Annotated in this window: 22 protein-coding genes; 12 read left to right on the forward strand and 10 right to left on the reverse strand. The window is 72.8% G+C overall.

Going from position 1 to position 23,477, the window contains the following annotated elements; all coding sequences use genetic code 11:
- From AC07B0_RS35390 to AC07B0_RS35405, 4 genes are all read left to right on the forward strand, one after another.
- Window positions 1-616 (forward strand): elongation factor 1-alpha C-terminal domain-related protein (locus AC07B0_RS35390; RefSeq protein ID WP_478900011.1); only part of this gene is annotated, 616 nt, incomplete at its 5' end.
- Window positions 617-618: 2 nt separating this feature from the next.
- The gene (locus AC07B0_RS35395; protein ID WP_478900012.1) at window positions 619-1,749 is read left to right on the forward strand and encodes an aliphatic sulfonate ABC transporter substrate-binding protein; all 1,131 of its coding nucleotides are present in this window, start codon (window positions 619-621) and stop codon (window positions 1,747-1,749) included.
- A 6-nt stretch (window positions 1,750-1,755) separates the two neighbouring features.
- A complete protein-coding gene (locus tag AC07B0_RS35400) occupies window positions 1,756-2,541 on the forward strand; it encodes an ABC transporter ATP-binding protein (RefSeq protein WP_478900013.1) in 786 nt (261 codons plus the stop codon).
- Window positions 2,528-3,481 carry an ABC transporter permease gene (locus AC07B0_RS35405; RefSeq protein ID WP_478865468.1) on the forward strand — a complete coding sequence of 318 codons (954 nt, stop codon included), beginning with the start codon at window positions 2,528-2,530 and terminating at the stop codon, window positions 3,479-3,481. Before AC07B0_RS35400 ends, AC07B0_RS35405 begins: the two co-directional genes overlap by 14 nt.
- Before the next feature lie 10 nt (window positions 3,482-3,491).
- Here AC07B0_RS35405 and AC07B0_RS35410 read toward each other — a convergent pair whose 3' ends face one another.
- The 3 genes from AC07B0_RS35410 to AC07B0_RS35420 form a co-directional block, all read right to left on the reverse strand.
- Window positions 3,492-4,247 carry a sirohydrochlorin chelatase gene (locus tag AC07B0_RS35410; protein WP_478900015.1) on the reverse strand — a complete coding sequence of 252 codons (756 nt, stop codon included), beginning with the start codon at window positions 4,245-4,247 and terminating at the stop codon, window positions 3,492-3,494.
- 10 nt (window positions 4,248-4,257) lie between these two features.
- Window positions 4,258-5,037 carry an AfsR/SARP family transcriptional regulator gene (locus AC07B0_RS35415; RefSeq protein WP_356883078.1) on the reverse strand — a complete coding sequence of 260 codons (780 nt, stop codon included), beginning with the start codon at window positions 5,035-5,037 and terminating at the stop codon, window positions 4,258-4,260.
- Between the two features lie 336 nt (window positions 5,038-5,373).
- On the reverse strand, window positions 5,374-6,792 hold the full coding sequence (locus AC07B0_RS35420) for an MFS transporter (protein WP_478900017.1): 1,419 nt from the start codon (window positions 6,790-6,792) through the stop codon (window positions 5,374-5,376).
- 158 nt (window positions 6,793-6,950) lie between these two features.
- On the opposite strand from AC07B0_RS35420, the gene AC07B0_RS35425 reads away from it, so the two are divergent.
- Window positions 6,951-7,550 (forward strand): TetR/AcrR family transcriptional regulator, encoded by a 600-nt coding sequence (locus tag AC07B0_RS35425; protein ID WP_356883074.1) that lies wholly within the window; start codon window positions 6,951-6,953, stop codon window positions 7,548-7,550.
- A gap of 76 nt (window positions 7,551-7,626) precedes the next feature.
- Here AC07B0_RS35425 and AC07B0_RS35430 read toward each other — a convergent pair whose 3' ends face one another.
- From AC07B0_RS35430 to AC07B0_RS35450, 5 genes are all read right to left on the reverse strand, one after another.
- On the reverse strand, window positions 7,627-8,088 hold the full coding sequence (locus AC07B0_RS35430) for a nuclear transport factor 2 family protein (protein WP_356883072.1): 462 nt from the start codon (window positions 8,086-8,088) through the stop codon (window positions 7,627-7,629).
- 87 nt (window positions 8,089-8,175) lie between these two features.
- The gene (locus AC07B0_RS35435; protein WP_469382532.1) at window positions 8,176-8,967 is read right to left on the reverse strand and encodes a thioesterase II family protein; all 792 of its coding nucleotides are present in this window, start codon (window positions 8,965-8,967) and stop codon (window positions 8,176-8,178) included.
- Window positions 8,968-8,972: 5 nt separating this feature from the next.
- Window positions 8,973-10,574, reverse strand: a complete 1,602-nt coding sequence (locus AC07B0_RS35440; RefSeq protein WP_356883068.1) for a long-chain-fatty-acid--CoA ligase — start codon at window positions 10,572-10,574, stop codon at window positions 8,973-8,975.
- Between the two features lie 67 nt (window positions 10,575-10,641).
- Window positions 10,642-14,724 carry a type I polyketide synthase gene (locus AC07B0_RS35445; RefSeq protein ID WP_478900019.1) on the reverse strand — a complete coding sequence of 1,361 codons (4,083 nt, stop codon included), beginning with the start codon at window positions 14,722-14,724 and terminating at the stop codon, window positions 10,642-10,644.
- 23 nt (window positions 14,725-14,747) lie between these two features.
- On the reverse strand, window positions 14,748-14,981 hold the full coding sequence (locus tag AC07B0_RS35450) for an acyl carrier protein (protein ID WP_356883064.1): 234 nt from the start codon (window positions 14,979-14,981) through the stop codon (window positions 14,748-14,750).
- 202 nt (window positions 14,982-15,183) lie between these two features.
- On the opposite strand from AC07B0_RS35450, the gene AC07B0_RS35455 reads away from it, so the two are divergent.
- Window positions 15,184-15,936, forward strand: a complete 753-nt coding sequence (locus AC07B0_RS35455) for a 2OG-Fe dioxygenase family protein (protein WP_356883062.1) — start codon at window positions 15,184-15,186, stop codon at window positions 15,934-15,936.
- Window positions 15,937-16,121: 185 nt separating this feature from the next.
- On the forward strand, window positions 16,122-16,808 hold the full coding sequence (locus tag AC07B0_RS35460) for an RlpA-like double-psi beta-barrel domain-containing protein (RefSeq protein WP_478900020.1): 687 nt from the start codon (window positions 16,122-16,124) through the stop codon (window positions 16,806-16,808).
- A 116-nt stretch (window positions 16,809-16,924) separates the two neighbouring features.
- Here AC07B0_RS35460 and AC07B0_RS35465 read toward each other — a convergent pair whose 3' ends face one another.
- Together AC07B0_RS35465 and AC07B0_RS35470 are read right to left on the reverse strand one after the other, a co-directional pair.
- Complete coding sequence (locus AC07B0_RS35465) at window positions 16,925-17,263, reverse strand: DoxX family protein (RefSeq protein WP_356883058.1); 339 nt, start codon at window positions 17,261-17,263, stop codon at window positions 16,925-16,927.
- A gap of 144 nt (window positions 17,264-17,407) precedes the next feature.
- Entirely contained in the window at window positions 17,408-18,379 is a 972-nt protein-coding gene (locus AC07B0_RS35470; RefSeq protein ID WP_469382537.1) for a LuxR C-terminal-related transcriptional regulator, read from the reverse strand.
- A gap of 327 nt (window positions 18,380-18,706) precedes the next feature.
- Between AC07B0_RS35470 and AC07B0_RS35475 the strand changes: the two genes are divergently transcribed.
- From AC07B0_RS35475 to mpaD, 5 genes are all read left to right on the forward strand, one after another.
- Window positions 18,707-18,955, forward strand: a complete 249-nt coding sequence (locus AC07B0_RS35475) for a hypothetical protein (RefSeq protein ID WP_356883054.1) — start codon at window positions 18,707-18,709, stop codon at window positions 18,953-18,955.
- Window positions 18,956-19,223: 268 nt separating this feature from the next.
- Window positions 19,224-20,186 carry an LLM class flavin-dependent oxidoreductase gene (locus AC07B0_RS35480; protein WP_478900022.1) on the forward strand — a complete coding sequence of 321 codons (963 nt, stop codon included), beginning with the start codon at window positions 19,224-19,226 and terminating at the stop codon, window positions 20,184-20,186.
- Window positions 20,187-20,251: 65 nt separating this feature from the next.
- Window positions 20,252-21,304: a daptide biosynthesis RiPP recognition protein gene (mpaB, locus tag AC07B0_RS35485; RefSeq protein ID WP_467298928.1), complete on the forward strand. Its 1,053-nt coding sequence runs from the start codon at window positions 20,252-20,254 to the stop codon at window positions 21,302-21,304.
- Window positions 21,301-22,122 carry a daptide-type RiPP biosynthesis methyltransferase gene (mpaM, locus tag AC07B0_RS35490; RefSeq protein ID WP_467298926.1) on the forward strand — a complete coding sequence of 274 codons (822 nt, stop codon included), beginning with the start codon at window positions 21,301-21,303 and terminating at the stop codon, window positions 22,120-22,122. The genes mpaB and mpaM overlap by 4 nt, the downstream gene beginning before the upstream one ends.
- Entirely contained in the window at window positions 22,119-23,390 is a 1,272-nt protein-coding gene (gene mpaD, locus AC07B0_RS35495; protein ID WP_356883046.1) for a daptide-type RiPP biosynthesis aminotransferase, read from the forward strand. The genes mpaM and mpaD overlap by 4 nt, the downstream gene beginning before the upstream one ends.
- Window positions 23,391-23,477: the final 87 nt, after the last annotated feature.

Below are 23,477 nucleotides of genomic sequence, written 5' to 3' on the forward strand. Positions count from 1 at the left end.
CCGCTTCCCCGTCCAGTACGTGATCCGCCCCCAGTCCGCCGAGCACCCGGACTACCGCGGCTACGCCGGCCAGATCGCCTCCGGCGTCCTGCGCGCCGGCGAAGCCGTCACCGTCCTGCCCTCGGGCCGCACCTCCGTCATCGAGGGCATCGACGCCCTCGGCGAGAGCGTCGACATCGCCCGGGCCCCCCAGTCGGTCACGCTCCGGCTCAAGGACGACATCGACGTCTCCCGCGGCGACCTCATCGCCCCCTCCACGAGCCCTCCCGAATCCACCCGGGAGATCACCGCGACGGTCTGTCACGTCGCCGACCGGCCCCTCACCCCCGGCCAGCGCGTCCTCGTCAAGCACACGACGCGCACGGTGAAGGCGATCGTCAAGGAGATCCCCTCCCGGCTGACCCTCGACGACCTGTCCCAGCACCTGAACCCCGGCCGGCTCGTCGCCAACGACATCGGCCGCGTCGTCGTCCGCACCGCCGAGCCCCTCGCGCTCGACGCCTACGCCGACTCCCGCCGCACCGGGTCCTTCCTGCTGATCGACCCCGCCGACGGAACCACCCTGACCGCGGGCATGGCGGGCGATGCCTTCACCGAGAACGAACGGACCCCCTGACGATGCCCTCACCGCGCCGTCCTCGCCGTCCTCGCCGTACCGCCGCCCCGCTCTGTCTGCTCCTCCTCGCCTGCGCCGCGACCGCCTGCGGCTACGGCTCCAAGGCCGCCGAGTCGGCGCCCGGCCCGCAGGCTCCGGTGGCCGCCGTCGGCGAGGAGCTCTCGGCGGACTCCGTACGGCTCGGCTACTTCCCCAACCTCACCCACGCGACCGCCCTGGTCGGCGTGCGCGAAGGCCTGATCCAGAAGGAACTGGGCGGCACCACCCTGAAGACCGTCACCTTCAACGCGGGACCGGCCGAGATCGAGGCCCTCAACGCGGGCTCCGTCGACATCGGCTTCATCGGGCCCTCACCCGCGGTCAACGGCTACGCCAAGTCCAAGGGCGAGAACCTGCGCATCATCTCCGGGTCCGCATCGGGCGGCGTCAAACTCGTCGTGAACCCGGCGAGGATCAAAACGCCCGACGACGTCAAGGGCCGCCGGATCGCCACCCCGCAGCTCGGCAACACCCAGGACGTCGCCTTCCTCCACTGGATCTCCGCACGCGGCTGGAAGGTCGACGCGACCAGCGGCAAGGGGGACGTGTCCGTCGTCCGCACGGACAACACGATCACCCCGGACGCCTACCGGTCCGGCTCGGTCGACGGAGCCTGGGTACCGGAACCGACGGCCTCCAAACTGGTCGCCGAAGGCGCCAGGGTGCTCCTCGACGAGCGGGACCTGTGGCCCGGCGGCACCTTCGTGATCACGAACGTGATCGTGTCGCAGAAGTTCCTGAAGGCGCATCCGGACGTCGTCGAGGCGGTGCTGCGCGGCACGGTGAAGACCAACGAATGGATCAACGCAGACCCGGACCGGGCCAAGGCCTCCGCCAACGCCGCCCTGAAGTCCCTGAGCGGCAAGGAGCTGGAGGCCGGGGTCATCGACCGGGCCTGGCCCGGCATCCTCGTCACCGACGACCCCCTCGCCGCGACCCTGCGGGCCCAGGCCGGTCACGCGGTCGCGGCCGGCCTGCTGGAGGAGCCCGACCTGACCGGCATCTACGACCTCGGGCCGCTGAACAAGGTCCTCGGTTCCCTGCACAAGCCCGCCGTCACCCCGGGCGCGGGCACCGACGACCAAGGGAGGTGACCGGCGATGGCGACCGCTCTGGTCAACGCGGAGAACACCACGGCGGTCCGCAGCGCCGTCCGCATCGAACACGTCTCGAAGTCCTTCCCCGGCCGCGCCGGCCCCCAGACGGTCCTGGACGACATCACCCTCGACGTCGGCCCCGGCGAGTTCGTCACCCTCCTCGGGGCCTCCGGGTGCGGGAAGTCCACCCTGCTCAACCTGGTCGCGGGACTGGAAGAGCCGACCGGCGGGACCATCGCTACCGAGGGCCGTCCCGCGCTGATGTTCCAGGAGCACGCCCTCTTCCCGTGGCTGACCGCGGGCAAGAACATCGAACTCGCCCTGCGTCTGCGCGGGGTCGCCAAGGCCGACCGGGGGCCCGAGGCAGAGCGGCTGCTGGAACTGGTGCGGCTCGGCGGCTCGTACGGCAAGCGCGTCCACGAACTCTCCGGCGGCATGCGCCAGCGCGTCGCCCTCGCCCGCGCCCTCGCCCAGGACAGCCGACTGCTCCTGATGGACGAGCCGTTCGCCGCCCTCGACGCCATCACCCGCGACGTGCTCCACGGCGAACTCACCCGCATCTGGGCCGAGACGAACCTCTCCGTCCTCTTCGTCACCCACAACGTCCGCGAAGCGGTCCGCCTCGCCCAGCGCGTGGTCCTCCTCTCCTCCCGGCCCGGACGCGTCGCGAAGGAATGGACCGTGGACATCCCGCAGCCGCGCCGCACCGAGGACACCGACGTCGCCGACCTGTCCCTGGAGATCACCGAACACCTGCGTGGGGAGATCCGCCGCCATGGCCGCCACTGACCTCGGGCCCCGGCCCGGTGCGAACGAACTGGCCGGGCTGGACGCGCTCGACACCCACCAGGACATGCGCACCCCGCTGCGGCGGGTCCTCGCGGCCAAGGCGCTGCCGCCGCTGCTCGCCGTCGTCCTGGTCCTGACGGTGTGGCAGGCCCTCACCCTCGCCCAGGTCACCGACGACTACATGCTGCCGCCACCCGCCGCGGTGTGGGACAGCCTGTCCGACCTGTGGCTGCGCGGCACCCTCCTGGACGTCGTGTGGACCAGCATCTGGCGCGGCCTGTCCGGCTTCCTGCTGGCCCTGGCCATCGGCACGCCGCTGGGACTGCTCGTCTCCCGGGTGAAGACCGTGCGCGCCGCGATCGGCCCCGTCCTGTCGGGGCTCCAGTCGCTGCCGTCGGTGGCCTGGGTGCCCCCGGCGGTGCTGTGGCTCGGCCTGAACAACTCGATGATGTACGCCGTCATCCTGCTCGGCGCCACCCCCTCCATCGCCAACGGCCTCGTCTCCGGCATCGACCAGGTCCCGCCGCTGTACCTGCGGGCCGGCCGTTCCCTCGGTGCGACCGGGCTGCGCGGCGCCCGGCACATCGTGATGCCCGCCGCGTTCCCCGGCTACCTGGCCGGGCTGAAGCAGGGCTGGGCCTTCTCGTGGCGTTCCCTGATGGCCGCCGAGATCATCGCCAGCTCCCCCGACCTGGGCCTCGGCCTCGGCCAGTTGCTGGAGTCGGGGCGCGAGACCTCGGACATGGCGCGGATCTTCCTCGCCATCGGGCTGATCCTGCTGGTCGGCATCGCCGTCGACCTGCTGGTGTTCTGCCCGGTGGAGCGCCGGATGCTCCGCCGCCGCGGGCTGCTCGCCGCGCCGGCCGCCGCCGGCTCCGGCCGCCCGCGCCGCAAGGGCGCCGGAAGGAGCACCGGGTCCCCTTCGCCCGGGCGGAGATGACCCGTCGGTGTCAGCCCGTCAGGGCCGGGGCGCGTACGGCGGCGTCGTACCGGCGCAGTACGAGCCGGGCGAGTTCGGGCGCGGCGCCCAGGACGGCGCCCAGGAGGTCCGCGCCGCCCTCGGCGGCGCCGTCCGCGATCCGGTCCGGGAGCCTGCCCGGGGCAAGGACGTAGGGGGCCACCGCCACCCGCCGGGCGCCGTCGGCGCGCAGGGCCCGTACGGCCTCCCCGGTACGGGGGAAGGCGCCGCCGGAGGCGAAGGCGGGGCGTACGTCGTACCAGCCGGTGCGCCGCCACTGCCGGGCGGTCCCGGCGAGCAGGGCGACGGCCTGCGGGTCGGTGGTGCCGGCGCAGGCGAGCACGACGGAGGTCGCGGCGCGGTCGCCGGGGTCCAGGCCCGCCTCGGTGAGCCGGCGTTCCAGCGCGGCGGTCAGCAGGGAGTGCGGTCCGAGCACCCCGGCCTGCCGTACGGAGAGGGACGCCGGGGCTCCGCGCAGCGCGTCGGGCAGGTCGGTCCTCGCGTGGAAGGCGCGGGTCAGGAGCAGGGGCTGCGCCACCACCCGCCGGGCGCCGAAGTGGGCCATCCGGTCCAGCTCCCCCGGTACGGAGGGCGGATCGAAGTCCAGGAAGGCCGTGCTCACGCGCAGTCCGGGCCGCATCGACCGGACCCGGCGGGTGAGGGCCCGTACGGTCGCCGCGTGCCGCGGATCGCGGCTGCCGTGCGCGATCAGGAGCAGCACACCGGCGTCGGCGTCAGCGTCGGCCATGGCCGTCGTCCTAGCTCGCGGCGAGGGCGGGCACGGGCCAGTAGGGCTCGTCCTGGAGCAGCATCGGGTCGTGGGTGAGGATCGCCCGCTCGTACTGGCTCAGGACGGGGGAGGGTTCGATGCCCTGGGACTCGATCATGTTGTGCCGGCACTGCCGGTACACCGTCAGGGCGTCGAGCTGCCGGCCCGAGCGGTACAGGGCCCGCATGAGGAGCATGCAGAACTGCTCGTGGTTCGGGTTGCGGGAGTAGAGCTCCGTGAGCTCCGGGAGAATCCGCTCGTGTCCGCCGGTGCGGAGTTCTAGATCGTAGAGCAGAATCAGTGCCGAATTTCTCGCCTCCAGATATCTCGCGGAAGCCGTCCGGCAGATCGGGCCGCCCGCGAGTCCGCCGAATACGGGCCCCCGCCAGCGCGAAAGCCCTTCGCGGAGGTCGGCGATGTTCTGCCGGTGTTCGGAGAGGCTGTCGTTTCCGGTCCGCGCGTGGATGGCGTCCACGGTGTCGAGGAATAAGTAGGCGTCGAGTTCCCACCGGTCGAAGAGGAACATGTAGCCCGAGGTGCTGGTCACCACCCGGGATCCCTCGCGGTCGGGCTCGACGGCCGAAAGCGTCCTGCGGACCCTGCTGACCTGCGCCTGGAGGGCGTTCTCGACCTTGGCGGGGGGAGTGGTGCCCCACAGTTCGAGGATGAGGGCGTCGACCGTGACGAGCGATCCGCCGGCGGCCAGCAGGGCCGCGAGAAGGGTCTGCTGCATGGCGCCGCCGAGCCGTACGGCGCCGCGGTGCTTCATTATCTCTATGGAACCTAGGACTGAGAACAGCAACACAAACATCTCCCCGCGAGATGGAAAGAGAACGGTGTCGTGTGCACGGGCGCCGGGCGAGTCATATACGTCCGGAACGAGACTGAATTCCTAGTGGACCGATCGGTCCCGACCGTACTTGGTCAGGTAGGAGCATGTCAATGAAGCCCCCGGCCGACGCGGGGGCGTCGTACCCGGGGGCAAACACGACAATGCCGTGCAACACGTCCGGCGCCGGATGCGGGGGATCCAATGGGTGCGCCTGACGTGTTGCACGGCGTTCGGGGGGCGGGGGCGCGGCCGCGGCGGCGCCCCCGGGTCCGGTCAGGCGGTGGCGGACTTGCGGTAGCGGGCGGCGCCCGCGAGGGCCACGGCGGTCACGGCGAGGGTGATGGCCGTGACGGTCCACAGGCCGGCCCGGTAGGGGGCGATCCCGCCGGCGGAGAGGGAGAAGGCGGTGGCGGTGATCGCGATGACCACGCCGTTGCCGATCTGCGCGCCGGCGTTGAAGAGGCCGGACACCAGACCCTGCTCGTCCGGGGCGGCGGTGCCGACGGCGGCGATGTTCAGCGCCGGGTAGACCGCGGCGAAGCCGAGGCCGCCGAGCAGCTGCTGGGCGAACAGGGTGACCAGCGGGTCGACCTGACCGAGCAGCAGGACCCAGCCGAGGTAGCCGATGCTCAGCAGGACCAGGCCGCCGGTCGCGACGGGCCAGGCGCCGTACTTGGTGACCAGCGCGGCGCCGTAGCGGGCGGTGCCGGCGGTCAGGACGCCGCCGAGGAGGAAGGCGAGTCCGGCCTGGAGCGGGCTCCAGCCCAGCTGCTCCTGGTAGTAGAGGGTCAGGACGAACTGGAAGGAGACGTAGGCGCCGAAGAAGAGCATGGCGACCAGTGCGCGGGTCAGCTGGCCCTTGCGGAAGACGGACAGCGGGACCAGCGGGGCCGGGTGCCGGCTCTCGACGACGGCGAACAGCGGGAAGAGCACGGCGGCGGCGAGGAGCGAGCCGATCGTCTGCGCATCGCCCCAGCCGTCGCTGGCGGCCCGGCTGAGTCCGTACACGAGGGCCACGGCTCCGGCCGTCACGGTGACGGCGCCGAGGATGTCGATGCTGCCGCGCTTGCCCGCGTCCTGCTGAGAGGGGACGACCGAAGCGGCGAGCAGGGCGACCAGCACGCCCGCGACGGCGGGGGCGAAGAGGACGAGCCGCCAGGAGACGCCCGCCATCAGGCCGCCGAGGATCAGGCCGAGGGAGTAACCGGCCGAGGCGACCGCGAGGAAGGTGCCGAGGGCCTTGTTGCGTGACTGCTCGTCACGGAAGGCGTCGAGCAGGATGGCCATGGCGGCCGGCGCGGTGATGCCGGCGCTGATGCCCTTGAGGAGCCGGGCGACGACGAGGACCACGCCGTCGTCGGCGATGCCGCCCAGGATGCTGGCGACCACGAAGACCACCAGCCAGCCGATCAGCAGCTTCTTGCGGTTGTAGAGGTCGGCCAGCCGGCCGCCCAGCAGCAGGAAGCCGCCGAAGCCGAGCGCGTAGGCCGATACGACCCACTGGAGCGCGGAGGTGGACATCCCCAGGTCCGCCTGGACCAGGGGGAGGGCCGGTCCCATGCTCGCGATGTCCATCGCGTCGAGGAACTGCACCGCGCACACGACCAGGAGCAGGAGCGGAAGGCTCTTGACCGCGGGAGCGGGCGGTAACGCCCGTGCGACAGGAGGAGAGGTGGGGGATGCCTCGGTCATGATCAGACTCCGATCGGAGTGTCGTCGGAAGCGGTGAGCGCAACAGGAAGAATGACGGACCGATCAGTCCCGGACTGATCGGTCCATTTCTAGCGCTCACAAACCCCTGTGTCAAACGTATGCTGGGATCCGCGGGGGAGAGGGGAAGGAGTTCAGACATGGCGCGCACACCGGCACCAGGCACGCGGCGGCGGATTCTGGAGGCTTCGGCCAAACTCTTCGGTGAACAGGGGGTCCGGGCCGTCGGCATGCAGCAGGTGATCGACGCGACCGGAGTCGGCAAGAGCCTGCTCTACCGCGAGTTCGCCAGCAAGGACGAACTCATCGCCGCCTGGCTCCGCGAGAGCGACGCCCAGTGGTGGGAGCGGGCCGAGGAGGTCACGGCGCCCCACACCGGCGACCCTGCCCGCCAGATCCTGGCCCTGATGGAGTTCTTCCACACCAGCGTCCAGGAACCGGACTTCCACGGCTGCATCTACTACAACACCTCCAGCGAGTTCCGCGACCCGCGGCACCCGGGTCGCCAGGAGGCGAAACTGCACCTCACGGGCCTGCGCAACTGGCTCCGCGACCGCGGCGCCCAGGCCGGGGCCGAGGACCCGGACGCCCTGGCCGACACGCTGATGCTCATCGTCGGGGGCCTCCTCGCCAACGGCGAGGTCCTCGGCGCGGCCGGCCCGGCCCGCATGGCCGTCGCCACCACCGAGCTCCTCCTGCGGCAGTACTGCCCGGACACCGTGACGGCCGCCGCGCACTGACGCACCATCCGGTACGCGACCGGCCCCGCGGCACGTCGATGCCGCGGGGCCGGGGTGCGTGCGCGTCCGCCCCCGGTCAGGGGCCCGCGACACCGGTCCGCCGCGGCCGGGCCGCCCGTACCGCCACGCCGTGCTCCTCGTAGCCGTCGTCGTAGACGAACGACGAGGGCATGCGGTCGTGGAACTGGTAGTCGGCCTGAATTCGCCCGTCCTCGGCGAGCACGACGATGTCCTGGCCCGACATCTCCATCTCGCCCGTGGCCGCCGAGACCATCACCCAGTTGAACCGGACGACGTCGTGGTGGCCGGTCGCGTTGTTCGAGGACCGGAACTCGTAGCCCATCGGCCCGTACACCTGGTGCGTGTACGCCAGCTGGTCGAGGATCGCCGCGTGACCGCGGATCGGATCCTTGCGGTAGAACACGTACACGGCGTCCGGCGCGTACAGGGCCTCCACCCTCTCGCGCCGGCGCGCCGGATCGGTCTCGTTCCACAACGCGACGTAGCGCGCGAGGAGTTCGTTCGGTCGGGGCAGCATGGGGAAACCTCCTGGGTCGACGGGTCGACGGGGCGACGGGCCGATGGGTCGATGGGGTCGGCGTGATCGCCGTGCGGGGCCGCCCGCTCAGCGCCCCGCGGCGTACCGCGGCAGCAGCTGGGCCAGGTCGGCCGTGATGGCGCGGGCGTGGGTCCGCAGGTAGAAGTGGTCCCCCGGAAAGGTCCGGCACCCCAGGTACTCCGGAGTCCGGCCCGCCCACGACCGCATGGCCCCGGGCGCGAGGAGGGGATCCTCCCGCCCGCAGTACGCGACGACGGGGCAGCCCACGGCCGCCCCGTCCTCCGGCCGGTCCGCGCACACCGCGGCGTCCGCGCCCATCGCCCGGACCGCCGCCGCCAGCTGCGCCGGATCGCCCTCGACCGCCGCCGGCAGCCCGCCCAGCAGCCGCAGCGCCTCCAGCGGATCGGCCGACAGCCCGGCCGGCGCCGAGAACCCGGCCGGAGCCCAGCCCGACACCGCGAGCAGCACCGGCGCCGGCAGGCCCCGCCGCTCCAGCTCCACCGTCAGCCGGTACCCCAGCAGCGCCCCCATCGAGTGGCCGAACACCGCGTACGGGCGCTCGTCCGGCTCGTCGGACACCACCCGGGCCAGAGCCTCCGCCAGCGGACCGAGCCGCGTGTACGGGGCCTCCCGGCGCCGCTCCTGCCGCCCGGGCAGCTGCACCGCCCGGCACGCCACCGACGGCAGCAGCCCCGCCCACTCCCGGTACATCGAGGCCCCGCCCCCGCTGTGGTGCAGCAGGAACAGCCTTACCTCGCCGTCCGGTTCGGCGTCGGCCGGATGCAGCCACCGCGCCGCGCCCTGCACCTCGGGCAGCGGACCCGCGGGCGCGGCCGGCCGTACGACGGTCCCGTCCACGCCGGTTACACCGCGGGCGCGGCGGCATCGGCCCGCGGGGCGGTGAACCGCTCCCGCAGCACCCGCCGCAGCACCTTCCCGGTGGGGTTGCGCGGCAGCGCCCCGACCAGGTCGTAGCCCGTGGGGATCTTGAACCCGGCGATCCTGCCGTTGAGGAACCTCAGGAAGTCCCGCGGCGTGGCCGCGGCGCCCGGACGCAGCACCACCGCGGCCCGCACCGCCTCGCCCCACTCCGGGTGCGGAACCCCGTACACGGAGACCTCCTCGACGGCCGGATGCTCCCGCAGCGCGTTCTCGACCTCGGTCGGATAGATGTTCTGACCCGCGACGATGATCGTGTCGTTGACCCGGTCCACCAGGAACAGGTAGCCGTCCGCGTCGAGGTGACCCATGTCCCCCATGGACAGCCACTCGCCCGACAGGGACCGTGCCGTCACCTCCGGCAGCCGCCAGTACCCGAGGAAACGCGCCGGGCTCTTGACGACGACCCGTCCGACCCCGCCCGGCGGCAGCTCGTTGCCGTCCTCGTCCAGGATCCGCACCTCGTTGCCGGGACACGCCCGCCCCGCCGAACCCAGCACCCGGCTGTCCGGGGTGTGGTCCGCCGGCGCCAGACAGGTCACGAAACTGCCCGCCTCCGCCGACGAATACCCCTGCGCCAGCTCGCAGCCCAGTACGTCGATGCAGGTCAGCAGGAGCTCGCGGTCGATCGGCGACCCGCTGTACACCACCTTGCGCAGCGACCGGAACGTCTCCCGCGTCGTACCCCGCTCGGTCAGCATCATCCGTAGCATCGCGGGCGCCGCCCACAGCGTCGTGATCCGGTGCGCCCCGATCAGCCGGGTCGCCTCGTCCGCGATGAACTGACGCATGATCACCGTCGTGGCACCGGCGTTGAACGCGTGCATGAACCAGCCGAAGCCGGAGGTGTGCAGGCCGGGGAAGCAGCTCAGCCCCCGGTCCTCGGGCCGCCAGTCGATCCAGTCCACCCCCTGCGCCCGCGTGTCGGCGATGAAGGTGAAGAACGTCCGCTGCGCCAGCACCACGCCCTTCGGCAGGCCCGTCGTCCCGCTCGTGTACAGCTGCGCCACCGCGTCGTCGAACCCGGCCGCGCCCGCCGCCGACGGCTCGCTGTCCGGCCGCCCCGCCTTCCACTCCAGGAACCCGCCCGCCACGTGCCGGTCGGAGTCCATCTCCACGACCTGCCGCAGCTCGGGCAGCAGCGGCAGCAGCTTGTCCACGACCGGCCGGAACTCCCGCTCCACGAAGAGCAGCCCGGCCTGCGAATCGCGCAGCACGTGCTCGACCTCGCCGGGCGTCAGCCGCGAGTTGACCGGCACCAGCACCGCACCGCTCTTCGCGCAGCCCAGCGCCAGGTCGTAGTAGTGCTCCGACTCCCGGCCCAGGTAGCCCACCCGCATCCCGGCGGCGGGGCCCGCGGCCAGCAGCGCGTGCGCGGTCCGGTTGCTCTCGCGGTGCAGCTCGCCGTAGGTGAGCGTGCGGCCCTCGCAGATCACCGCCGGGTGATCGGGCCGGGTCCGGGCGTGCAGCGCCGCGCGGGCGGCCAGCGTCCGGTCCTCCGTACGGTGGTTGTCTTCGTCGTCCATGGGGATCCCCCGTCGTGTCGTCCGTGTGGTCGTGTGGTGGGTGGGTGGGTGGGCCGGGCCGGCCGGCTCAGGGGGCCGGGTGCGCGGCCGGTTCCGGGGCGAGGGTCCGGCCCAGGTGGGCGGCGAGTTCCTCCACCGACGGGTGGTCGAACACCGTCGACGAGAGCAGCGGGACGCGCAGCCGCGCCTCCAGCCGGCTCTTCAGCACGATCGCCGTCAGCGAGTCCACGCCCAGCTCCAGGAAGCCCGCCCGGGTGTCCACGTACTCCGGGTCGTCGATCGCGAGCAGCGCGGCGACCGTGCCCCGGACCAGCGCGACCAGCACGCCGTGCCGTTCCTCCGGCGGGGCCTGCGCCAGGACCGCCGGGTCGAGGGGCGCCGCGGCCGCCGCGAGCTCCGCCTCCCGGGCGGTGTCCGCCGCCGGGGCCGGGCGGTCCGGAAGCCGGGTGAAGCCCATCCCGGACAGCTCCATCACCGGCCGGCCGCCCGTGGGCCCGCCGTCCAGCAGCAGCACGTCCAGGGTGAACGCCGGGTCACCGCCCGCGCCGACGACGGGATCCGCGGCGCGCCGCACCCGCGCGGCGGACCGCAGCACCTCCCCGCGCGGCTTCTTGAAGGCCCGCAGCCGGGCCACGCTCGTGGCCACGTACCGGTTCCCGTCGTCGGTGAGCGCGGCCAGCGCGTGCGTCGCCCCGTCCAGCACCGGCGGCGGCAGGTGCTCCGCCCGGGAGACGTCCGCCCCCGACAGCTCCGCCACCGCGAAGTCCGGGCCGTACGCCGCCACCCGGCGGGTCCGGCTGAACTGCGGCCCGTACGTGAGCCCGGCCCGCCCGTACGCGGCCCGTACCTCCTCGCCGTCCAGTACCCGCGCCGGCTCCTCGTCCTCCATCGCCCCGAGCAGGCCCAGCAGCTCCCGGCCCGGGCCCGCGAGTCCGCTGCCCGCCCGCTCCGCCGCCGCCGCGATCCACGCCGTCGCGTGCAGCCGTTCGGCGCCCCCGGCCTCGTCGGCCGGCCGGCTCGACACCTCCACGGCCAGCCGCCCGCCCGGCCCGGGCCGCACCCGGGTCAGCAGCAGCGTCGGCCGGTCGGTCAGGAACAGCGCCTCGTGGAAGCGCACGTCCTCCACCGCCCGCCCGGTGTCGCCGTGGACCTCGTCCTGTACCGCGAGCAGCAGCTCCAGGTATCCGGCCGCGGGCAGGAACGCCTGCCCGCCGATCGTGTGGTCCGCCAGGTACGCGGGCCGTCCCGCACTGATGCGCGCCGTGAACTCCCGCTGCCCGCCGTCCCGTTGGACCTCACGGCCCAGCAGTGGATGGGTGTCGGCGGTCCCGCGCGCCGCCGGGCGGGCGGGGAGCCGGTAGCGGCGCCGGTCGAAGGCGTACCCCGGCAGCGGGATCCGCCGCCCGGGGCCGCCCGCGTACACCTCGCCCCAGGCGATGTTCAGCCCGGCCGTGTAGGCACCCGCCAGCGCGGCGTCCAGCGAGGCGCCGGTGGTGTCCTTGGCACGCAGGCAGCTCAGCCAGCGGTGCTGCTCCTGCGGGACGCAGCGCCGGGCCAGCGAGGTCAGCGCCGACGACGGCCCGACCTCCAGGAACACGTGCCGGCCGCGCTCCGCGACGGCGCGCACCCCGGCCGCGAACTCGACCGTCTCGGTCACGTGCCGCACCCAGTACCCGGGGGTGGCCAGCTCCGCCGGCGACGCGATCCGCCCCGTCAGGTTCGACACGAGGGGCAGCCGCGGTTCGTGGAAGGAGATCCGGCCCAGCACCTCCGCCAGGGGCTCGGACACCCCGGCCATCAGCGGCGAGTGGAACGCGGCCGTCACCTGCAACGGCGTGACCGTCCACGTCCGTTCGCGCAGCGACTCGACCGCCTCGGCCAGCGACCCCTCCCCGCCCGAGATCACGCACTGGCCGGGCGCGTTGACCGCCGCGACCGCCAGGTCCGGCCAGACCTTCAGCAGCGGCCGCACCTCGTCCGCCGCCGCCGACACCGCCGCCATGCCGCCCGGCTCCGCCGCCGACACCGATTCGATCAGCGCGGACCGGGCGGCGAGGAAGGTGATCCCGTCGGCGAGCGTGAACAGCCCGGCCACCGTCGCCGCCACGATCTCCCCGACGCTGTGCCCGATCAGCACCCCGGGCCGCACCCCCCACGACAGCCACAGCCGGGCCAGCGCGTACTCCAGGGTGAACAGCGCCGCGTGCGTGAAGGACGTACGGGCCAGGGTCTCCTCGGCGTCGGGCGCCTCGCCGAACATCACGGCGGCCACGGAACGCCCGAGCAGCGGGGCGAAGAGGGCGTCGCACTCGTCCACGTACCGGGTGAACGCGGGGAAGCGGCCGTACAGGGACCGCCCCATGCCCACGTACTGCGAACCGGAGCCGGTGAACAGGAAGGCCACCTTGCGGAAGGCGTCCGGCTTCTCCTCCCCGCGCGGCGGGGCGCTCCACCGCTCCAGGTGGGCGCCCAGGTCGCCCGTGCCGGCGACGGCCGCCGCCGCCCGGTACCGGAAGTGCGAGCGGCCCGTGGCGCGGGTCCGGCACAGGTCCGCCAGGCCGGTACCGGGGTGCGCGGCGAGGAAGCGCGCGTACCGCTCGGCCTGTAGGCGCAGCGCCGGCCGCGACTTCGCCGACAGGGTGAAGACCTGCCCGGGCCGTGCCCGCTCCTGCGGCCGGTCCTGCGCCTGCTCCTGTTCCCGCTCCCGCTCCCGCTCCTGCTCTTGCTCCCGTTCCTGCTCCTGCGCCTGTTGCGCCGGGCGTTCCGGTGCCGGCCCGGTCCGCGGGGCCTCCTCCAGTACCGCCACCGCGATGGCCCCGGCGACGCCGAAGCCGTTGACGGTGGCCCGGCGCACCGGCGCCTCCCACGGCCGCTGCTCCGTCGCCACCGTGATCGGGTACGTCTCCCAGGGGATCCGCCCGGACAGGTTCCGCCACACGTGCGGGAAGAAGGCCCCCGCCCGCATCTGCGTGATCACCTTGATCACCGCACCCAGCCCGGCCGCGGGCTCCATGTGCCCGATGTTGGCCTTCAGGGAGCCGATCGTCAGCGGGTTCTCCGCGTCGTGCGAGGCACCGAACACCCCGTTGACCGAACCGAGCTCGATCGGGTCGCCCAGCGGCGTCCCCGTCCCGTGCGCCTCCACGTACTGGATGTCGCCCGGCTCCAGCCGCGCGTTGGCCAGCGCGGCCCGCATCACGGCCTCCTGCGCCGTGCCGTTGGGCGCGCTGAGGCCCGCGCTCTCGCCGTCCTGCCCGATCGCCGTGCCCCGTACGAGCGCCAGCACCGTGTCACCGTCCGCCAGCGCGTCCGACAGCCGCTTCAGCACCAGCGCCCCGCAGCCCTCGGCGCGCGCGTAACCGTCCGCGCTCTCGTCGAAGGTCTTGCAGTGCCCGTCGGGAGCGAGCATCTGGCCATGCGAGAGGATCACGAACGAGCGCGGATTGTGCAGCGCGTTCACCGCCGCGCACAGCGCGATGCCGCACTCGCGGCGCCGCAGCCCCTCGACCGCCAGGTGCAGCGCGGTCAGCGAGGCCGCGCACGCCGTGTCCGTCGTCAGGCTCGGACCGCGCAGGCCGAGGAAGTACGAGAGCCGGCCGGACATCGAATACCCGCCGAGCCCGGTCGTCAGGCTCCCGTCGAGCTGCTCGTCGGAGAGCCCTTCCAGCTCCAGCGCGAAGTCCAGCGGCGAAGCCCCCACGTAGACGCCGCCGTCGCCGTGCCGCAGGCCGGCCGGATCGATGTTGGCGTCCTCCAGGGCCTGCCACACCGTCTCCAGCAGCAGCCGTTGCTGCGGATCGATGAAAGGGGCCTGCTTCGGCGGAATGTTGAAGAACTGGGCATCGAATTCGTCGATACGGTCGAGAAAACCACCGGCGACCGCCGTGATGTCACCCCCGGCCACCTCCGGAACCCAACGGTCGCGCGGCAGCGGCCCGATTCCGGAACGGCCGTCCCGCAGGAAGGAATCCAGAGCCGAAGGGGAATCGTTCCCGCCGGGAAAACGCATTCCGATGCCGACCACCGCGATCGGCTCGTGCTTCTCCAGGAGGAACTGCCCGAGCTCGCCCTGCTGCCGGCGGATCGTCTCCTCCGCCGCTTCGAGCCTTTCCAGCAGGTCCGGATCCGGATTTCCCGGAGGATTCGGCATTCCCGGCATGGCGGCCGCCTCTCTCAGTTCGCGTCGAAGATGTCGGCCAGTACTTCGGAGGCCAGATAATCCGTCAACCGCTCGACGGTGGGCTGGTTGAACAGGGCCGTGCTGCTGATGCCCCGCCCCAGCTGCCCCTCCAGCCGCTGCTTGACCAGAGTGAGCAGCAAGGACGTCATGCCCAGCTCGAAGAAGCTGTCCTCCAGCGGCAGCTCCTCGTCTTCGGGCATGAGCAGTGCCGTCTTGAATTCCGCCACGACGATTTCTTCCAGAACCGAGCGGCGTTCCGATCTGGGTGAGGACACCAATTGTTCTGTCATACCGGCCGAGTGAACCACAGGCCGTGTGACGACCGGCTGACGTCCTCCTGACCCGTCCGCCCTGTCAGTTCAGCGTCAGCAGCACTGTGGGAACCTCGGGGAGCAGGAGTGCGTGACATCCGGCACGGAGGAGCCAGCAATGCAGAACAAGGTGCGAGAAGAACTGCGGACCAGTGGATATTCATTGATTCCGGCCGACCGGCTCGTCATCGACGCCGAATTGAGGCAGCACGTCAAGGAACTGGCCGCCGAATGGGAGAACCTGGAGACGGACCAGTACCTGAAGGGCGGGTCCCGGTTCCGGGAACGCCGCTACGACCGGTTCTTCTTCGTCCCCCGCACCGGAGAGGTCCGGCTGCGCCCGCACCGCCCCTACTTCCAGTCGATGGGCGCCAACGACTACGCCGGCGGCATCGACCGCGACGTCGCACCGCTCAGCCGCACCACCCTGGACAACCCGCTCCTCACCCGGCTCCTGCGGTCCGACTTCGAACGGTTCCCGGTCCCCGAGGACACCTGGCTCGACGACCCCTGGGACGTCCAGTGCCACCAGTTCCGCATCATCAGCACCCCGGACGAGACGGGCGAGCCGACCCCCGAGGGCCCGCACCGCGACGAGGTCGACTTCGGGGTCATCCACCTCATGGGCCGCTTCAACGCCCGGGGCGGGGAATCGCAGGTGTACGGCCTCGACCGGGAACTGGTCACCGAGTTCTGCCTCACCGAGCAGATGGACACCATGTTCTGGGCCGACGCCCAGATCCTCCACGCGGTGCGTCCGATCCTTCCCGTGGACCCGTCGAAGGCGGCCGTGCGCGACGTCCTGATCATGGGCTACCGGCACGCGCCGGAGCTGCTGCGCGAAGAACTGACCGCCGATCCCGTGAAGTGATCCGGGCCGCACGCTGTCACGGAGGCGTGGTGCGCGGTGTCTCGTGCCCGAACCGCGCCGAAACCTGTCGCAGGCGGATTTGTGGAGCGGTGACAAAACTGAACTCGCGTCCGACCCCGGGCCGTATGCAGGTCGTGGGGGAGCGTCCATCGGATCGAGGAGTGTCAGTGTCCAGAAAACGGACCATGAGTCCTGTGAAGAAGCTCGTGTTCACCGTGGTCGCGGGAGCGCTGGTGACCGGCGGCGTCGCCGTCACGGTGGCGACCGGCCACGCCGCGGCCCCCGACGTCGTCTGCCCGGGGTCGACGGTGACGTTGTCCGGTGAGGCGGGTGCTCCGGCGGCGAGCAGTGGGACGTTCCCGGTGGGGACGAGGCTGAAGGTGACGAACCTGGACAACGGCCGGGCGACGACGGTGACGGTGACGGGTCCGTCGGGCAGTTGCGCGCTGCTGAACAACGCGGCCTTCGAGCAGGTGCGGGAGCCCGGGAAGAACCTCATCCGGCGGGCGCGCGTCGAACGCGTGTCGGGCGGCGGGGGAGCGCAGGCCGGTGCGCCGGCGGGTCCTGCGGCCGGTTCCACGCCCGGTGCCGGTGCGGCCGGTCCGAAGGTGCCGTCGGCGACCGGGCAGGTCGTCTGCCCGGGGTCGACGGTGACGTTGTCCGGTGAGGCGGGTGCTCCGGCGGCGAGCAGTGGGACGTTCCCGGTGGGGACGAAGCTGAAGGTGACGAACCTGGACAACGGCCGGGCGACGACGGTGACGGTGACGGGTCCGTCGGGCAGTTGCGCGCTGCTGAACAACGCGGCTTTCGAGCAGGTGCGGGAGCCCGGGAAGAACCTCATCCGGCGGGCGCGCGTCGAACGCGTCGGCTGAGCGCCCCGGCGCGGTGCGAAGGACCGGGCCACGGCGGGGGCCACGGCGTTCCCGCCGTGGCCCGGTCCCCGCGGCCGCGCTGACGCGCAGTACCCGGTACCGCACGCCCCCGCCGCTCAGATCAGGGCGAGGACGGCGACGGCCGGGGCGGCGTAGACCATCGGGAACGCGACGTGGGCGTAGGAGCGGGCGCGCAGCACGGTGATGACGGCGCCCGTGAAGTAGAGGACGAGCCCGATGGCGGCGGCGACGCCGATCGCGGGGACGAAGAGTCCCGCGACCAGACCGGCCGCCCCGGCGGCCTTCGCGGCGCCGAGCCAGTTCCACCAGCTGCGGGGCACACCGTAGGCGGCGAGGGGCTCGACGGTGAACTTGGCCCCGAAGAAGATCGAGGCGCCGGAGAAACCGGCCATGAACGCGGCGACCAGGGTGACGACGGTGGCGGTGGTGGACATCGGGGGCTCCTCGGGGGCGGGGTTGCTGTGCTCGACACCCCTATGACCCGCGCCGCCGCACGGATGTGACAGCCGCCCGGAAAAAATTCTCGGGGGCGGGTCCCGCCGGCTGCGGCGCGGCGGACCCGCCCGGGACGTACGTCCCTACAGCCAGCCCTTCTCCTGTGCCAGGAGGGCCGCCTGGAAGCGGTTGGCGGCGTTCAGGCGCTGCATCAGCGTCGCGATGTGCTTGCGGTAAGTGCGGACTGAGATGTTGAGGTCGCGGGCGCCGGTCTCGTCCTTGTCCGCGTTGTAGAGCGTGCGCAGGATCCTGCGCTCGATCTCCGTGGGCTGCTCCGTGTCCTGCGTCGGCAGCTCCTGCGCCATCGCCCACATCCGTTCGAAGAGGGCGACCAGCGTGGCCACCAGGCCCGGTTCGCGGGTGAGGAGCGCCCCCTTGGCGGTATGCGCCGGATCCATCGGCGTGAGCGCGGCCGCCCGATCGCAGATGATCATGCGTTCGAGGGGCTGGTGGGAGATCCGGATCCGGGCCCCTTTGGCGGCGAGCTCGCGCAGGTACGCCATGGTGGTCGGATCGTCGAGCGCGGGCGAGGCCATCAGGGTGCGCATCCGTACGCCCCGCCGCAGCACCCGCAGGTCCAGCGGCCGGGAGATGTCGATCGACTCGGGGGTGAGGATCCCGTACGGATTGGTCGTCAGGTTCTCCGTCCGCGCGAAGAACGTCAGCTCGTCGATCGCCGAGCGCACCGCGTCCATCCCCTCGATCTGCTGGACGGCGGGAGCGTCGTGCGGGGCGGCCACCGGAGCGCGCGGGGCCGGCTCGCGCTCGCTCAGCAAGGAGTCCAGGATCCCCTGCCGGCGCGCGGCCTCCTCCAGTTCGTCCTGGAGCCGGGTCACCATGTTCTCGATGAGGCGTTCGACGGCTCTCGAAGGCTGGGCCGGTCTGAGCGCGCCGGTGAGCGTCTTGGTCGCGAGCCCCAGTTCGGTGACCCGCGCGAGGGTGTCGTCGGTGGCGTGAAGTTGACCCGGCTCGGTCGTCCCCCGGCGGAGGAGTTCCCGGTAAAGGGCCTCCTCGGCTGGGCCGAGGCCCAAGAACTCCAGACTTGGCTGCGCCACAGTTCCCCCCTGTGTTCATGGCCGATTTACCAGGAGTAAGAGATACATCGGCGGGATGCCGTGGCGCCATGGGCGGGCGTGACCCATGGGGCCCGTGGGGCTGGTGGGGACGGCGGAACGGCGGCGGGCGGGGGCGCTCGCGGGGCGTGCAGGAAACGGCACGGGAAGGCGCAGGATGCTGCACGGTCAGAGCCCTCGAACAGGGCTTGAGCGAAGGCAGAGTTGTCCTCGCAAGGAAGCAACGGGAACGGAAACGCAGACCGAAGACCGCAGACCGAAGACCGCACCATCCGATCACTGGGGGACAACGTGAACCGCACTGCCGCTGTGGGTGTTCAGGCCGGCATCGCTCGCCGAGGCGCTCGCGCCGCGGCGGTACTGCTGGCCGGGGGGCTGCTGACCCTCGCGGGCCAGGGCGCCGCCCAGGCCGACGGGACCACGCCGGTGCCCCAGCCCGCCCCCGTGGTCCAGCCGGTCACGCCCTGCACGCTCCTCGACGCGGTGGCCGGCCGGCTCCCGGACCCGCTCGGATCGGTGCTGGCCCCCCTGTGCAAGGAGACCAACGACTGGGGCTGACCCGGCCCGCGAGGGCCCGACCGGCCGACCACCGGACGGACCCGCGCACCCGGCGTCACCCCCACCGAGAACCACCGCACGAAGCACCACCCGCACCACCGCACGAAGCGCAACCGCACCGAGCACCACCCGCAGCGAGCACCACCGCACCGCGCACCCGCACCACCCCAGGCCCGCCGGGCCCGCCGCGCCACCCGCGCCGCACCGCCGCCGGCCACGCACCACCCCTCCCGCCCCCGCCCCCTCTACCAGAGAGACGTCTACCGCCATGACGGACTTTTCGGTCCTGATACCTTTCGTGCCGCGCCGATTGGAGCAGGCACTCCCCTTCGCGGGGCTGGTGAACTGGACCTCGGCGCTGCGCCTGTGGCAGGGGCAGTCGATGATCCTGGAACCCCACCAGACCTTCGTCGGGGCCGCGGGGGCCGGCTTCAGGGTTCCGACGGGCTTCGGTGTGACGCTGATGCCGCTGCGGCACCCCTTCGAGGCCGCGAACCAGGCCCGCTCGGTGGCCCTCACCACCGGCCACCCGGTCATCGCGGGCTTCGGCCCGGGAGCCCCGGCCTTCCAGGCGAACATCCTGGGGGCCCCGTACGACAAACCCCTCTCCGTGGCACGCCAGTACGTCACCGCCGTACGGCGCCTGCTGGACGGCGAACACGTCGAGATGGACGGCCCCCACTTCCGCTTCCAGGCACAGCTCGCCCCCAGCGCCGCGCCCCGCGTCGACGTCGGACTCGGTGTCCTGCGCCCCGGCATGGCCCGCCTGGCCGGCGAGGTGGCCGACACGGTCATCACCTGGCTCACCCCGCCCTCCTACATCCACGAGGTGCTGATCCCCGCCGTGGAGGAGGGCATGGCCCGGGCCGGCCGCACCACACGGCCGCGCATCGTCGCGATGGTCCCCGTCGGGATCGACCGCGAGGGCACCGAACCCGAACGCCTCGCGATGGCGAGCAACTACGCCCACATGCAGGCACCGCACTACCTGGACATGCTCCGGCGGGCCGGTGTGGACGTGGCGGGCGAGGACGTGAAGTCGGTGGCCCGGGGCGTGGTCGACGTGGGCGCGTTCGTCGCCGGCGACCTGGACACCGTCGCCAAACGGCTCGCCGCGTACGGCGACGCCGGCGTCGACGAGGTCGTACTCAACACCACCGGCGTCAACAAGATGTTCGGCACCCAGGAGGCGCTCGGCGACCTCCAGGCGATCCTCCGCGCCACCACGTGAACCGCACGGCACCACCACGGAACCAGGACTCACCAGGACACCAGGCCATCAAGGACGGGACTGCAATGGAAACGCAAGCGCGCAGACGCGCGAAGGAGCACATCATGTCGTGGGGCTCGGGCGGCGCACGCCCGGCAGGAGTCCCCACGGGCTCGGTCGCCACCATCGTGCTCGCCGACCGCGCCCACCTCGCCGCCCTCACGGCCTCCGGCCTCGTCGGCCCGGGCACCCTCGTCTTCGCCCCCGGCAGCGCCGACGGCGACGAAGCCGCCCAGGTCGTCGGCTACGAGGGGTCCCTCGCCGAGCCGGGCGCCGACTTCGCCCTCGGCGAGGACTTCTACCTCCAGACCCAGGACTACGCCTCCAGCGCCTACATGTCGGTGCTCGGCCCCACCCTGGTACGCGTCTTCGGCACCGAGGACTTCGCGGCCTTCTGCGCCGACGCCGACCGGGCCTTCGCCCAGGGCGTCTTCCCCGAGTTCCTCATCACCCCCTCCGTCGTCATCGCCGACCTCGCCGCCCTCGGCGCCGCCGGCCAGGAGGACGGACCCGGCCTGCGCCTGTACGTCGGCCCCGACGGCTCGGTGTCCACCTCACCGGGCGGCACCCCCCTCGGCACCGTCGGCGAGGCGCCCGAGGTCCTCGCCACCCGCTTCGAACACGTCAACGCCGCCAGCGAAGTCCCCTGCGCCGTCAGCCTCGGCGCCGTCGTGCCCGAGGAGGCCCGGACCGCGGCCCTCCAGGTCCGCCCCTTCCTGGCCCGCTACCTCGCCGCGGTCAGGGCCCTGCGCACGCTGACCGCCCAGGACATCGGCGGCCTGAAGGTCTCCGGCTTCGGCGCCCGCCTCACCCCGGGCCTGTCCGCCGCCGGTCACGAGAGCGACCTCCTCGACGCCGGCCTGCCGCTGGTGCTGTTCACCCCCGACCAGGCCTACGCCGTCCACTCCGGCCGCGTCTTCACCATCGGCCACACCACCGCCCGGGCCCTCGAAGCCCTGCTGGCCGCCCAGGACGCCGCCGAGGACTTCGCCGCCCCGGCCGTCCTCGACCGGGTCCGCACCTTCTTCGCCGACCGGGGCATCCGCCTCGACGCCCGCATCCCGGCCGGTGTCCGATGACCGCCACGACCCTGACCGCACCCGCCCCCCGCGCCCTCCCCGGCCGGGCCGGCCTGCGCGTCGCCGAACTCGGCGACCGGGCCCGCCTCTGCGGGATGTACGACACCGCGGGCGCCCCCGTCTACGACGACCTCGCCGCCGCCGACGGCTTCGAGGTCCGCGAGATCCTCGCCGCCGTACGCTCCGCCGACGGAGCCGTACTCGACCTGGCCGCCGGCTCGGGCCGCTTCACCCTCCCGCTCCTGGCCATCGGACGCGAGGTCACCGCCCTCGACCTGTCCACCGACATGCTCGCCCTGCTCGACGCCCGGCTCGCCGCAGCCCCCCGAAGGCTCCGCGAACGCGCCACCGTCGTCCACGCCGACATGTCCGCCTTCGACCTGGGCCGCACCTACGGCCACATCGTCCTCGGCACCACCTCCCTGTCCCTGCTCGACGCCGCCCAGCGCGCCGGCCTCTACCGGGCCGTCGCCGCCCACCTCGCCCCCGGCGGACAGTTCCTCGTGTCCGTCATGGAACGCGGCGACGCCGGCGGACCCACCGAGGTCAGCGCCCGGGTGACCGGAGCGAGCGGCACCACCTACGACATGTACGAGTACTGGCCCGAAGGGGCCGCCCACCGCAACGTCACCATCGTCCCCGCGGCGCCCGGGCCCGGCCCGGTCACCGTCTGCGTCGACGCGGTGTCCACCATGAGCGCCGCCGTGACCGAGGCCGAACTCGCCGCGGCGGGCCTCACGGTCACCGGACGCCGAGAACTGACCGGTCCCGGCGAACGCCACCGCGTCGCCCTGCTGAAGGCACAGGCCACCCCATGACCACCTCCGCCCTCTGGCCCTACCTGATCCCCCCGAGCACCCACGGCGACGACGGCCTCTGCGCCGTCTCCGCCCGGGGGCACCGCGTCACCTTCGCCGACGGCAGCGTCGCCCTCGACGCCGACAGCGGACTGTGGAACGCCAACCTCGGCTACGGCAACGAGGCGATCGCCGCCGCGATCGCCGAAGCCGCCACCACCGGCTCCTACCTCAACTCCTTCCGCTTCGAGAACACCTACGCCCGGCGGGCCGCCGACGCCCTCCTCCAGGTGTGCGGACCCGAGCACTACGCCCGGGTGCTGTTCTCCTCCGGCGGCGGCGCCGCCAACGACGCCGCGATGAAACTCGTCCGGCACTACCACGCCCTGGCCGGCCGGCCCCGCCGCAACCTGGTCGTCGCCCTGCGCGGCAGCTTCCACGGCCTGACCTTCGGAGGCTTCGCCCTCACCGGCGAGGACCTCGGACAGCGGGTCTACGGAGTCGACCAGCGGCTCATCCGGCACGTCACGCCCAACGACGCCGGCGAACTGCGCGACCTCGTGGCCCGCAGCGGCGACCAGATCGCCGCCGTCGTCGTCGAACCGGTCCTCGGCACCGGCACCGTACCCCTCGACGAGGAGTACATCGCCGAACTGGTCCGGCTGCGCGACGAAACCGGCTACCTGCTGGTCGCCGACGAGGTCGCCACCGGCTTCGGCCGCACCGGCACCTTCTTCGCCTCCCAGACCTGGCCCGGACAGCCGGACGTGCTCATCACGTCCAAGGGCCTCACCAACGGCACCTGCCCGGCCTCCGCCGTGGTCTTCTCCCAAGAGATAGCCGACGCCTTCATCGGGCACGACGCGATCCTCACGCACGCCGAGACCCAGGGCGGCAGCTCCATACCGTGCGCCGCCATCGGCGCGACGATCGCCGAGATGCACCGCCTGAACGCCGTCGTCGCCGGCCGGGCGCTCGCCGCCCGCCTCGACGCCGCCGTCGAGGACCTGATCGCCCGCCACCCCCTGGTGGTCGGCGCCTCCGGGAAGGGCTGCTTCCGCACCCTGCACATCGCCTCCCCGGGCGGCAACCGCCTCTCCGGAGCCGGCGTCGCCCACCTGGTCACCCGGATCAGGCAGGCCGGCGCCATCGTCCACCCCGGCCCCGCCGGCATCCAGCTCGTCCCCGCCCTGACCTACTCCGACGCCGAGCTCGACGAGCTCATGGCCTGCGTCGAGAGCGGACTGGACGCCCTGCTGCCCACCGCACCGTCCGCCGCCCGGAACTGACCCCGCACCACACCCGGCGCACACCACCCGCACCGCACCACCACCCGCACCACGCCACCACCCGCACCACACCCACCGCTCCGCACC

Source organism: Streptomyces sp. NPDC044704, assembly GCF_056433525.1.